This is a genomic window from Halobacillus sp. ABH2_015, assembly GCF_056158945.1.
In genome coordinates this window covers 2,012,074-2,025,140 of sequence record NZ_JBSWUG010000002.1, presented here as the reverse complement: position 1 = coordinate 2,025,140, position 13,067 = coordinate 2,012,074, and the positions used below count along the sequence as shown (strand labels likewise).

Here is a 13,067-nt window from a genome sequence, read left to right as displayed (position 1 = left end):
ATATGAACTTTGTCTTATGATTTAAACCAGGTACCTTTCTCAGGAGCCAATGAATGATGGACACTCAGGAGGAGATGAAAGCATGAATGTAACAGAATGGTCCGTTCCATCGATACCATCCATGGAAGGGAAAATCGTAGTTGTGACAGGTGGGAATGGAGGCCTTGGTCTGGAAGCAGTCAAAGTCCTCGGTGAAAAAGGGGCCACAGTGATTATGGCTTCACGTTCTAAGAAACGTGGAGAACAAGCCGCCGATCTGCTAAAGAGACAACAGTCAGATATTCGAGTAGACGTAATGGAGCTGGATTTAGCAGATTTGGATTCTGTCGCTTCCTTTGCAGAACAATTCAAAGAGAAATATGACCGCCTTGATATCTTGATGAATAACGCCGGAGTGATGACAACGCCTTATGGTAAAACGAAGGATGGCTTCGAGCTTCAGTTCGGAACCAATCACCTGGGTCATTTTGCTTTAACGGCCCGCTTATTTGAACGGTTAGCCGCTACAGAAGGCTCCCGGGTTGTGACAATCAGCAGCAATGCCCACAAATCGGGCTCTGTGAACTTTGATAACCTTATGTTTGAACAGGGGAAAGGATACACCCCTATGAAATCATACAGCCGCTCAAAGTTTGCTAATTTACTATTTGCCTTTGAACTGCAGCGCAGGATCGATCAGGCCGGACTATCCATCAAATCACTTGGTGCCCACCCCGGGGGAGCACAGACGGATCTCGCCCGTCATATTGAAGACCGTTTCTTATACAAAGCTCTGAGTGGTGTGTTGAAACGTGTCACCCAGAGTGCCTATGAAGGAGCACTTCCGGGGATACGCGCAGCCACTGATCCGGACCTTGAAGGCGGCCGTTATGTTGGACCTTCAGGATTTATGGAGATGAAAGGAGATCCTGTCGTCGTGAAGCCGAAAACTGAAACCCTTGATGTAGTGGATGCGGAAGAACTTTGGGCAGAATCCGAGCGTCTTACCGGAGTTTCTTTCACGGTCACAAGCTGATAAAAAGGACACCTTCTCAAGGTGTCCTTTTTATAGTTACGTATGGACGGTTGTTTCTTTTACCTGCTTCACGAACTCTTTCATAATGTTCGGGAGATCCGGCCAGGCATGTCCGGATACGAGATTCCCATCAACATAATTCATTTCATTCATATATTCGGCACCAATACTCTCCACCTCCGGCTGGCAGGCCGAATATGCGGTCATTTTCCTTCCACGGGCCACATCAGGGACAGTCGTCAGGACAAGGCTGCCATGGCACATGACGGCAACCGGCTTATCGTTTTCAAAAAAGTGGCGGACCATACCCGGAATTTCTTCATTCATGCGGATGTGTTCCGGAGCACGTCCACCAGGGATGATCAAGGCATCATAATTTTCCGGTGTCACATCAGCAAATGCAATTCCGGCTTCAATTAAGTATCCGGGCTTTTCCGTATACGTTTCCCAATCCTCGAAATCATGGATGACGGTATTCAGTTTCTTTTGATGAGGGGCGGCAATGTCAACTTCGAAACCTTCTTCCAGGCAGCGGAAATAAGGGTAGTACACTTCCAGGGCTTCAACAGCATCTCCAGTAATGATCAACACTTTCTTTGCAGTCATTCCATACCCTCCTTGTCATGAATAAATACAGTACGTCCATTCCCTTAATCCATGATTTGTAATCCGCTTTCCAAAAGAATAAAACAGAGGCCCTGCACAAAGCAGAGCCCCCTGAGTCAGGTTGTTAGTTCAGTAAACCTCCAAAAATAACAGGGACGTAGAAATAGACGATGACAATAGAGAAGAGGATGCAGCTGATGTTCAGCCAGATTCCTGTTGAAGCCATCCGGCTCATTTTGATGTAACCGGTTGCAAAAACAATCGCATTCGGTGGTGCCGCTACAGGGAACATAAAGGCAAACGTCGCACCCATACAAGCAGCCACCATAAGAATAATAGGATCTGTTCCTAAGGCAGCCGCGCCTGCAGCAACAATAGGGTAGACCATTGTAGAAGTAGCTGTGTTTGATGTGAACTCGGTTAACATCGTGATGACGGCGATGATTAAACCAATCATAAGGAAGAATGGGATGCTGCTGTAATTGACGAGCTGGCTGCCGATCCATTTATCCAGACCGGAACTGACGATACCCGCAGCAAGAGCGAGACCTCCTCCGAAAAGCCAGAGGATTCCCCAGGGCAGTTTCAGGACTGTATCCCAATCGAGAATGCTTCCTTCTTTATTTTTGGCAGGAATTAAGAAGAGCAGGACTGCTCCAAGCAGTGCGATAATCGTGTCATCAATACCGGGAATAAAGCGTTCAAGGACAAGACTCCGCGTAATCCAAGCCAGCGCTGTCAGGGAAAATACAGTCAGTACAATCTTCTCTTCGTAACTCATTTTTCCAAGTTCTTTTAATTCCTTCTTTATAATTTTTCTTCCGCCTGGAATGTTCTTGATTTTCATTGGATAGGCGACTTTAACAAGATAGAGCCAGACGAGAGGTACAAGAAGAACAACCATGGGAAGACCGAACATCATCCATCGGGCAAAGGAAATGTCAATGCCGTATAAATTATTCACCGTTGCAGCCAAAATCGTGTTGGCCGGAGCACCGATCAGTGTGCCGAATCCACCGATGGTTGCTGCATACGCGGTTCCGAGCATAATGGCGGTACCAAAAGGGAAGTTTCCGGGAGTTACATCTGTGTTGTTTTTCAAGGATTCGGCTACGTGTTTCGTAACAGCCAGGCTGATTGGAACCATCATCATTGTACTGGCTGTATTGGAAATCCACATCGATAAAAAACCGGTCGCTGTCATGAAACCAAGTATAATCATATTCGGACTACTTCCTATAAAGGCAATGATAGCTAAAGCGATTCGTTTATGAAGGTTCCATTTTTCCATCGTTAAAGCAATCATAAAACTCCCAGCGAATAAAAAGATCAGAGGATCGCCATAAGAGGAGGAAACTTCACCGGTCTCCATCACTCCTGTTAACGGAAAAAGCAGCAGCGGAAGCAGGGACGTGACCGGAATCGGCAGCGCTTCGGTTACCCACCATGTAGCAATCCAGCTGATCAGACCAAGCATCTGGACCGCTTCTGCGTTCATTCCTTCCGGCTGAACCAGTGAGGTAATCAACACATATAAAAGGGGTCCCACAAACAATCCGATTTTCTGAGGGGTGGAATAATTCCCCGGTCGTGGAGGTTTGTCATCGACGAGTTCCTTTGATGGATCAATCTCTTCCTGTACAGCTGCATTCGAAGAAGATTTTGCAAATACAAAAGAAGTTACATGCTTTATATCCTTTCGAAGGCTGCGATCCCATTTCCATAATTGCTCCCAGACAGAATGTAAGTACATCCGTTTATCCCTTCCTTTCACCTTTTTGATAACGCTTTCATGTCTGAATGATACTTTACGTATACATTATTGTCAAACTATTTTCAAAAATTGGGATATTTATCTTTTACATCAAATTTAATTTGACATTAACGTATACATTAATTAATATTTAGAATAGTTAAACAAAAAATCTTTCAGGAGGAATGTATCGATGGAAAACAAACAACATTTTAAACTAGCTGTAATTCCGGGTGATGGTATTGGAGAGGAAGTCATTCAAGAAGGGCTTCGTGTCGTCGATCATCTATCAAAGACTTCTAATAAGTTCACTTTTGAAAGCGATTACTTTCCTTGGGGGTGTGAATATTACCTTGAACATGGAAAGATGATGGATGAGGATGGACTGGAAAGAATCAAAGATCATGATGCTATTTACTTCGGAGCTGTTGGATATCCGACCGTTCCCGATCATATAAGCCTCTGGGGACTCCGTCTTGCCATTTGTCAAGGTTTTGATCAGTGGGCCAATATTCGCCCGGTTGAGTTCCTGCCAGGTGTAGAAGGGAAATTGAATCATCCGGATAAGGAAAAGTTGAACTGGGTGTTAGTCCGGGAAAACACAGAAGGTGAATACTCCGGTATCGGCGGTCGTAATTTTGCCGGGCGCGGACCTGGAAAAGAAGTGGCCGTCCAGTCTTCTGTATTTACAGAGGAAGGCTGTGAACGAGTGATTCGCCACGCTTTTGATCTGGCCATGAAGAGAGACCGGAAAAAAGTGACCAGTGTCACAAAAAGTAATGCCCAGCAGTACGGCATGGTATTGTGGGATGAAGTTTTCAAGCGCGTAAGCCGGGACTATCCTGAAGTCGAAACCGATCAATGGCTCGTGGATGCGATGGCTGCACGCTTCGTACTTCATCCGGAAGAGCTTGAAGTAGTGGTGGCTTCCAACCTTCATGCGGATATTTTATCCGATCTCGGCAGTGCTCTTGCTGGAAGTCTTGGAATCGCCCCGAGTGCAAATATTCATCTGGACGGCCGTTTCCCAAGTATGTTTGAATCTGTCCACGGCTCTGCCCCTGATATTGCAGGACAGGGAATCGCCAACCCGATCGGAACCATCGGCAGTGCTGCCCTCATGCTGGAACACCTTGGACTGAAGCAGGAAGCAGACTTAATTAATGAGGCCATCCGTGCTACAACGAAAGATGGTATCTTAACAGCAGACATTGGGGGAACCAGCTCGACAAGAGAAGTCACAGACGCGATTATCTCACACATTTCATCCAAATACGCAAATGTCTAAATTCCATACAGGGTAAAAAGGGAGTGCGCTCTCTTTTTACTCTCTTCTTGTTATAATGGAAGGAAGACAAAAGTCAGAGTGGTGAATTTATGAGAGAACAATCATCAGTGAGTACAGAACCGCATACAAGAGTAGAGGAAATGAAGGAACGGTTGGCGCCGATCATCCATCATGTGTCCGAACGAAAACTGCCGGCCAGAGCGTATCAGATTTTACGACTGGCAATCAGAAACCTGAAGCTTCTGCCGGGCCCGACCATCCTGGAACGGGAGATTGCAGAAGTTTTAGATATGAGCCGCACTCCTGTAAGGGAAGCATTAATCCGTCTGCAGACCGAAGGAGTCGTCCACCTGATCCCTAGAAAAGGGTTTGAAGTTGAACCGATATCTGCTAAAGATTTGAAAGAAATCTATGAAGTGGTGGAAATGTTGGAAGGATTAGCCGCCGGCCTTGCTGTATCAGTCATGGACGGTGATGATCTGGACCATCTGGAAGAACTTATTTCCCAGCAGGAACAGGCGTTGTCACACAATGATCTTGATGAATGGGCAAGGCTGGATAACTTGTTTCACTTTACAATTATAGAACATGCAGGGAATCAACGACTGGCTAATGTGATTGATGTTCATGCCGATCAATTGTACCGCGCCCGCCTGCTTACGATAAATAAACGTCCGCTCCCGCTGCAGTCGATTGTAGAGCACAGGGCCATAGCTGCGTGTATGAAGGCGGGTAACGCAGAAGCGGCTCAGGCCTCGATGCAGTCGCACCGGAAAAGAGCAAGGAATGAAATCCTTGAGGTGCTTGAAGAAGATCAAGACTCTATGTAAACGAAGTACGGGAGGACATTTGGAGAGGATACGTCTATGAAATGTATAGTAGCCCCTGACTCTTATAAAGGCAGTTTATCTGCTGTTGAAGTTGCCCGGAGTATGGAAGAAGGCATTAAACAGGTGTTTCCTTCCTGTGAGGTCCGTTCATTTCCGCTTGCAGATGGAGGAGAGGGTACGGTTGAGTCCCTTGTGAAGAGCACGGGTGGAAAGCTTCAAACTAACGAAGTGACCGGCCCCCTTGGTGGAAAAGTCCAAGCGGCTTGGGGCATTCTGGGAGACGGGGAGACGGCTGTCATAGAAATGGCCGCAGCTTCCGGTATTACACTCCTTGCCGAAGAAGATTTGAATCCCTATGAAACAACGACATACGGCACGGGTGAACTGATTAAAAAAGCGCTGGATTACGGAGTAAAGAAAGTAATCCTCGGCATAGGCGGCAGTGCCACTAATGACGGCGGCGCGGGTATGGCTGCCGCACTTGGAGCAGAGCTGCTGGATAGGGAAGGGCGCCTGCTGCCTAATGGAGGGAAAGCACTTTTGGATCTCCATGAAATCAGGACGGATCAATTGGACAAAAGGATTTTTTCTACTCTGTTCATAACCGCCTGTGATGTTGAAAATCCACTGTGTGGACCTGAAGGGGCTTCGGCTGTTTTCGGCCCTCAAAAGGGAGCCACGCCGGAGATGGTAGAAGTACTGGACCAGGCGTTACATCATTATGGAATGCAGATTCACAAATATCTCAATAAGGATATCAGGCATGAAAAAGGGGCTGGGGCAGCCGGAGGCCTGGGAGCTGGTTTGATGGCGTTCTTAAACGCTGAATTAAAGCCGGGCATTGAAATCGTTCTGGATAGTATTGATTTCAACGCTGAACTGGAAGGTGCGGATTTCGTACTTACCGGGGAAGGGAAAACAGATCGCCAGACGTTATTCGGCAAGGCTCCTATGGGCGTAGGAATGAGAGCAAAACAGTTTAACGTTCCTGTCTTTTGTATAGCTGGGAGTTTGAGCGATGGTTATGCGCTTCTTGAAGAAAAAGGCATTCAAGCCTTTTTCAGTATTGCCCACGCGCCCTCCACTCTCGATTATTTAAGTGAACATGCTGGTCCTCTTGTTGAGGAAACCGCAAAAAACATCATGAATGTTTACAAAACGGTCTATAAATATAAGACCGCTTCTGCAATATCAAGCGTCTGATCCCCTTGAAGATCTCTTCCTGAGCCAAAAGGAAGAGATCTTTTGTATGCGCTTCCTGTTTTTGCGAAGGGTTTGGAAGGTATAACAGAACTAAGGAAAAGGAGGATTTACTGTGTATTACGCAGGCATTGACTTATCAGGTCCGAGCAATCATGCCGATACGGTCGTGATGATTTTTGAGGACAGGAAAGATGCACTGATTTTCAAAGAAAAAGTTACTCCGGCCAGTGACGGGGACATTATAGATACACTGAGCAGGCTGGCATCAGAGGGGAAGGTTGTGGTCGGAATCGATGCGCCACTGTCTTATCAGGATGGTGGGGGCGATCGCATGAGAGACCGTTCTTTACGGCAGTTCCTTATGGGAGAAGGAGGACGATCCTCCTCCATTATGACTCCGACTATGACACGAATGGTGTACCTGACTCTGAGGGGGATTCGGTTATCAAGAGAGCTTTCCCATTTGGATACGCCGTATGATATTCAAGTCGTTGAAGTCCATCCCGGTGCAGCTGTTCTGACACGGGTGGATGACGCAGACCATTTTCTTTCGTACAAAAAAGACCGCTCTATCCGAAAAGAAGTGCTGGATTGGTTGAGGGATCACATGAATATGCTCGATATTCCGGAAGAATCACTCGAACATGTCCATACGCTGGATGCCTGCGGATCTGCTCTTGCCGCATGGGGATGGAATGACTCAAAATTGGTATCTCCCTGGAGCTATCAAGCCGAACCGCCACTGCACCCTTATGACTTCTGCTGTTAAAATCCGCCCGCTTGGAAAAAACGGTATGGATAAAAATAAGCAGGATCCGCCGAAACAATATACGACGGATCCTGCTTATTTTTCAGGAATTCTTTCACAGGCAAAGGATATAGTCTCCTCGGTCTGTTTTATACAATTCCAATATAGGACATCAAAATTCCTACTACTGTTGCCACAAACGGAATGAGCAGAGCAACGATGAAGATATCTTTATAGGAATCTTTGTGGGTTAAGCCTGTAATCGCAAATACAGTCAATAGGGCACCGTTATGCGGAAGAATCGAAGCTCCGGATGCAATGGCTGTAATCCGGTGAAGGATTTCCGGGTTCATTCCCATCTCCATCGCCTGCTGGTAATAGTCAGATCCGAGAGCATTCAAGGTAATGTTCATTCCCCCTGATGCGGATCCGGTGATCATCGCCAGCACCTGAGTAGCTAACGCATCTGAAATGACAAGGCCGCCTTTGATGTTCAATAACGCTTCTTTAATCGCTGGAAAAGCAGGGGAAGCCTGAACGACTGCTCCAAATCCAACGGCTGCGCCTGTATTCACAACGGCAGTTACAGCGCCTTTGGCTCCATCATTCAATGCTGTGATGAACTCGTGGAATGCTTTCCAATTCAAGATAATCGTTAGAATAATTCCGATGAATAAAGCAATCAGCATTTCTACGTTGAAGATGTTAATCAAAAGGACTACACAGAGAAGCGGCAGGAAGGATAAAAAGACGCTGGGATCGTTCCCGGAACTCTCGGTTCCAACCTTATTCTGCGGCTCTGTAAAGCCTTCTCCGGCTTTCGTCAGTTTATTCGCCCGGTAGGAAAGATAAAAGTATCCGCCGACAGCCATAATCAATCCGGTGACAATACCGATGATCGGCGCGGCCATCATCGTTGTATCAAAGTATTCGGTAGGAATATAGTTCTGGACCTGAGCTGTACCGGGTAGAGCAGTCATTGTAAAGGTGAACGCACCAAGCACAATTGTTCCTGGAATGACTTTCCGACTGATATCGGCTTCTCTGAACAAGTTAATAGCCAGAGGATACATAACAAAGACGACAACAAATAGACTCACACCGCCATAAGTTAGGATGGCAGCACCTAAAAGGACTCCTAAAATCGCCCGCTCTTTTCCGACAATTCTGGATAAAAAGCTGGCTACTTTCCGGGCACTCCCTGTTACTTCCATCAGTTTTCCGAAGACCGCCCCAAACAGGAAGATGGGGAAGAAGTCTCTCGCAAATGAAGCAAACCCACTCATGAAGTCAGATGTGAATGCATCTAGAATATTCATGCCTGATAGAATCGCTACGATCGAAGCAGCAATTGGGGCAATCCATAGAATGGACCAGCCTAAGTACGCCATGATCATTAAAGAGACAAGTCCTATGATAATAGCAAACATGGTATTACCTCCTTTTGGTAATTATTATAAGTAAAATTGCGTTTGACAAAACTCGACAATATTTTGCAACAAGAAATATCTTACTCTCACGCTTTACAGTAATCAATAGAAATAGAAAGATAGAGAATTCATGCATTTTTCGGGGAAAAACGAATATTCCGCATAATTCGTAATGCATGAAATGGAAATTGTTTTTGGGTACAATCGAATTTGAGTTAAAAGTAGCAGCTCATCAAGAACATACATGAGAGAGGTTGATAGACATGGTTGAAAACAAAGTTGTATTTATTACAGGAGCAGCTCAGGGAATCGGGTACCAAATCGGAAAAGTCTTTGCAGAAAACGGTGCAAAAGTCGTCTTGTCTGATATTAATGAAGACGGTGTACAAGAAGCCGCAAAGTCGCTGACCGAGCAGAACTTAACGGCTATGGGGGTAAAAGCGGATGTTACGAGCGAAGACGAAATCAATGCCGCTATTAACCAGACGGTTGAAACCTATGGCCGCATTGACGTACTTATCAATAACGCAGGGCTTCAGCACGTATCTCCTCTTGAAGAATTCCCAACAGAAAAATTCAAGTTGATGCAGGACATCATGCTGACAGCACCATTCATCGCAACGAAAGCGGTCTTCCCGATTATGAAGGAGCAGGGGCAGGGACGTATCCTGAACATGGCTTCCATTAACGGTGTCATCGGATTCTCTGGTAAAGCCGCATACAACAGTGCCAAGCACGGAGTCATCGGCTTGACGAAAGTAAGTGCCCTTGAAGGTGCAGAACATGGCATCACAGTCAACGCTGTAGCCCCTGGGTATGTAGATACACCACTTGTACGTGGTCAATTGAAGGATCTTGCCAAATCCCGTGGCGTGGAACTGGAAAAGGTGTTGGAGGAAGTTATTTATCCACTAGTTCCTCAAAAACGCCTGCTTCAAGTAGAAGAAATTGCAGACTACTCTATGTTCCTTGCCAGTGACAAGGCGAAAAGTGTAACAGGCCAAACCGTCCTTATTGATGGTGGATATACAGCTCAGTAAGTAAACGAAAATGATTGATAACATATAAAAGGAACCGTTCATTGAATAAAATGAACGGTTCCTTTTTATGTAGAAATAGACGGCTGTGAAATGAAGGGTCCATCAGCCCCGAAGCTGGTTGACGGCTGATCTTCCCGTTTCCCGGTGGGTGGCGCTGCTGTTTTTCTTTGATTCCTGTACGACGATGACAGCCGTAATGACGAGGCCGACCCCTGCGTACTGCCAAAAGGTCAACTGCTCCTGAAAGACGAGAAAACCCATGAGTGTGGCGACCACTGGTTCAATGGTAGCGATAATGGAGGCCTTGCTCGATTCTACGAAACTCAAACCTTTCGTGTATAGAATAAACGGAAGCATCGTAGATAAGAGCCCCAGTCCCAGTACATAGAGCCATGTGGATACGGTTGAAAATAAAGAAGCCTCATTCCAAAGGACGCTGAATGGTACGATAGCGATCGATGCGAATACAAACGTATAAAAGGTAACCGTCAGTGAATCATAGTGCACAAGGGCAAACTTCCCGAAAATGCTGTATAACGCATAAAAGAATCCTGATCCAAGTCCAAGAATCAGTCCATACATGGAAATGGATTGTTCCGAATGTGGAACGATGCCGACGACAAGGGCACAGCCTGTAAAGGTAATCAAAAGAGCAGAGACTTTCCGCAACGTCAATGATTCTTTGAAAATCAGCCGTGAAAGCATTGTGACAAACGCCGGAGCTGTGTAGAGAAGGATGGATGCTACAGAAATAGACGTTTCCTCAATCGCACTGAACAAGCACCAGTTAAAGAGGACGATACTGATGATCCCCGTCCCGATAAAGTATCGGCTGTCACCTGCTTTTATTTTAAAGAAACGGCGGTCTTTTGATAATAGGTAAATCCCCAGAAGCAGGCTGGCTGATAAAACCCTCAGCGACACGACTTGTGCAGGGGTGAATCCGATATTGTACAAGTAAGTGACGTAAAAACCGATGATCCCCCATAAAGCGGCACCTGTACCGATTGAAAAAAGAGCAGACTTTTGACTCATTGTGACTTCCTCCATACGATTTGATATATGGAATGCTATCAGAATATGGAAGGATTGGATAGATTCTGTTCCTTCTTTTCTAAAAAAACGGCGTCTGTATGGACGATGATGCAAAGATTGCCGAGACCTGCACAGAACGGCTGACCCGTAAGCGGATCAGCCGTTTTCCTGTATAAAGGACCCGGGTGTTTATAAAGAGGAACGGAGCAGAGTAGACGAATTATAAACATACAGGGGAGGTTTGGAAGGAGAAATGTGTGCATGATGGATGAATAGGGTGACCTAAAAGAATAGGAGCAAGGAACCCGGTGTAAAGTCTCTTTTTGGTCATTTTTTCCTCATGTTATACTATCCTCTTCATTACTTAAGGGGAAAATGGACATCAAACCATTAGAACCTTTCCCCCATGACCTAGACGATTACAAGAGGAGACATGACCATGCAGACGATATACTACGGAGGAAATATTCTTACTATGGAAGAGGAAAATACGTTTGTTGAATCGATTTTAATCGAGGATGGATGGATTAAACATAAGGGCGCACTTCAGGAAATCGAGAAGGAAGCACATCCATCAGAGGTGGAAAAAGTGGACTTGAAAGGGAAAACGTTAATGCCTTCGTTTATTGACCCCCACGGGCATATCTCTTTTGTAGGTCCGGTTTCCCGGATGGCAGATCTGAGCGGCTGCGAAAACTTTGAAGACGTCAAGCGCACGCTTCGTCAATACATAGAGCAGCAGGAAGACGAACAAGACGGAGTGATTATTGGGTTTGGCTATGACCACACGATATTGGATGAGGGACACCACCCTGCCAAGGATATCCTGAACGAGATCACAGATCGACCTCTCTTTGTTTTTCACGCTTCCGCTCACATGGGTTGTGCTAACGACGCTCTTCTGCAAATGGCAGGCGTTGATTCCGAAACGGAGGAAGTCGAAGGTGGAACCATTGGCCGGATGGCAGAAAGTATGGAACCAAACGGATATTTTGAGGAAACAAGTCTTTCATTGATTCAACCGTATCTGCAACAAGGGATGGAAATGGATGCTTTGAAGATGGTGGAAGAAGGACAGAACGTTTATATACAGAATGGGATAACAACTGTGCAGGATGGAGCCGCCTCTCAGCAGTTCGTCGAGTTGTGTAAAGCCTTAGCTGAAGAGGACCGACTGCTTATTGATGTCGTATCCTACCCTCTTATGGACACCAATCCGAATGAGATCTTTGCATCCAACCCTCTTTATGCGAAGCAATACCATAAACGCTTGAAGCTTGGTGGATACAAAATGTTCTTAGATGGCTCTCCGCAGGGGAAAACAGCCTGGCTTACGGAACCTTATGAAGGAGAGGAAACGTATAGAGGCAGTGCCTGGTACAGCGATGAGCAGGTGAAGCAGTTTACAAAACAGGCGGTTCAAGACAATGTTCAATTGTTAACTCACTGCAATGGAGATGCAGCAGCCGATCAGCTGCTGAGAAGCTATAAAGCTTCTGTAGAAGAAACGGAAGATCCGGAGAAAGATGTGCTCAGACCGGTCATGATTCACTGCCAGACCGTCCGTGATGATCAGCTGGATGAAATGAAGAAGATTGGAATGATCCCTTCTATGTTTGTTGATCATACGTATTACTGGGGAGATGTCCACTTGAAAAACCTCGGTGAAGAGCGGGGAAACCGGATCAGTCCGGCTAAATCAGCCATAAAAAAAGGTCTTCCTGTCAATTTCCATCAGGACGCTCCTGTTATCAAGCCGAATATGCTTCAAACGATCTGGAGTGCTGTGAATAGAAGAACGAGAACAGGAGTAACGATTGGAGCAGAACAGCGTACGACCGTGTATGAAGCTCTTCAAGCCGTTACGATTCATGCCGCCTATCAATATGGAGAAGAAGAGACAAAAGGAAGCCTTCATGCAGGGAAGCTAGCTGATTTGGTCATCCTTGATCAGAGCCCGTTCCAAGTAGACCCCATGCAGATCAAAGAAATACAAGTAGAAGAAACAATTAAGGAAGGGCGCACCTTATACAAAAGGGAAGAAAACCAGGGGAATCCAAATGCATTGTGAGCCTTGCCGTTTTCGTTTTAATAAAGCCGCCTGTCCAAGTAGGACAGG

General features: G+C 46.0%; 11 protein-coding genes. 7 read left to right on the top strand and 4 right to left on the bottom strand.

The genetic code is table 11. From position 1 onward, the window contains the following. The first annotated feature begins 82 nt into the window (after positions 1 to 82). Positions 83 to 1,015, top strand: coding sequence for an oxidoreductase (locus ACXAD6_RS10780; protein WP_474968875.1), 933 nt, complete (start codon positions 83 to 85; stop codon positions 1,013 to 1,015). A 36-nt stretch (positions 1,016 to 1,051) separates the two neighbouring features. Here the strand turns inward: ACXAD6_RS10780 and ACXAD6_RS10775 are convergent, their stop codons facing one another. After that, a complete protein-coding gene (locus tag ACXAD6_RS10775) occupies positions 1,052 to 1,621 on the bottom strand; it encodes a DJ-1/PfpI family protein (RefSeq protein WP_474968874.1) in 570 nt (189 codons plus the stop codon). A gap of 124 nt (positions 1,622 to 1,745) precedes the next feature. Next, positions 1,746 to 3,374: an SLC13 family permease gene (locus ACXAD6_RS10770; RefSeq protein WP_474968873.1), complete on the bottom strand. Its 1,629-nt coding sequence runs from the start codon at positions 3,372 to 3,374 to the stop codon at positions 1,746 to 1,748. A gap of 193 nt (positions 3,375 to 3,567) precedes the next feature. On the opposite strand from ACXAD6_RS10770, the gene ACXAD6_RS10765 reads away from it, so the two are divergent. The 4 genes from ACXAD6_RS10765 to ACXAD6_RS10750 all read left to right on the top strand — a co-directional run bounded on the left by ACXAD6_RS10765 (position 3,568) and on the right by ACXAD6_RS10750 (position 7,464). Beyond that, positions 3,568 to 4,662 carry a tartrate dehydrogenase gene (locus tag ACXAD6_RS10765; protein WP_474968872.1) on the top strand — a complete coding sequence of 365 codons (1,095 nt, stop codon included), beginning with the start codon at positions 3,568 to 3,570 and terminating at the stop codon, positions 4,660 to 4,662. A 140-nt stretch (positions 4,663 to 4,802) separates the two neighbouring features. Then, the gene (locus ACXAD6_RS10760) at positions 4,803 to 5,492 is read left to right on the top strand and encodes a GntR family transcriptional regulator (protein WP_237417222.1); all 690 of its coding nucleotides are present in this window, start codon (positions 4,803 to 4,805) and stop codon (positions 5,490 to 5,492) included. Positions 5,493 to 5,528: 36 nt separating this feature from the next. Then, on the top strand, positions 5,529 to 6,695 hold the full coding sequence (locus ACXAD6_RS10755) for a glycerate kinase family protein (protein WP_474968871.1): 1,167 nt from the start codon (positions 5,529 to 5,531) through the stop codon (positions 6,693 to 6,695). Positions 6,696 to 6,807: 112 nt separating this feature from the next. Then, a complete protein-coding gene (locus tag ACXAD6_RS10750; RefSeq protein WP_474968870.1) occupies positions 6,808 to 7,464 on the top strand; it encodes a DUF429 domain-containing protein in 657 nt (218 codons plus the stop codon). Between the two features lie 128 nt (positions 7,465 to 7,592). On the opposite strand, the gene ACXAD6_RS10745 is transcribed toward ACXAD6_RS10750, so the two are convergent. Beyond that, positions 7,593 to 8,873 carry a GntP family permease gene (locus ACXAD6_RS10745; RefSeq protein ID WP_474968869.1) on the bottom strand — a complete coding sequence of 427 codons (1,281 nt, stop codon included), beginning with the start codon at positions 8,871 to 8,873 and terminating at the stop codon, positions 7,593 to 7,595. Between the two features lie 263 nt (positions 8,874 to 9,136). Between ACXAD6_RS10745 and ACXAD6_RS10740 the strand changes: the two genes are divergently transcribed. Beyond that, on the top strand, positions 9,137 to 9,913 hold the full coding sequence (locus ACXAD6_RS10740; RefSeq protein ID WP_474968868.1) for a 3-hydroxybutyrate dehydrogenase: 777 nt from the start codon (positions 9,137 to 9,139) through the stop codon (positions 9,911 to 9,913). Between the two features lie 102 nt (positions 9,914 to 10,015). Here the strand turns inward: ACXAD6_RS10740 and ACXAD6_RS10735 are convergent, their stop codons facing one another. Then, positions 10,016 to 10,948 (bottom strand): DMT family transporter, encoded by a 933-nt coding sequence (locus tag ACXAD6_RS10735; protein WP_474968867.1) that lies wholly within the window; start codon positions 10,946 to 10,948, stop codon positions 10,016 to 10,018. A gap of 439 nt (positions 10,949 to 11,387) precedes the next feature. Here ACXAD6_RS10735 and ACXAD6_RS10730 point away from each other — a divergent pair, with 439 nt between their 5' ends. Next, a complete protein-coding gene (locus ACXAD6_RS10730; protein WP_474968866.1) occupies positions 11,388 to 13,019 on the top strand; it encodes an amidohydrolase in 1,632 nt (543 codons plus the stop codon). Positions 13,020 to 13,067: the final 48 nt, after the last annotated feature.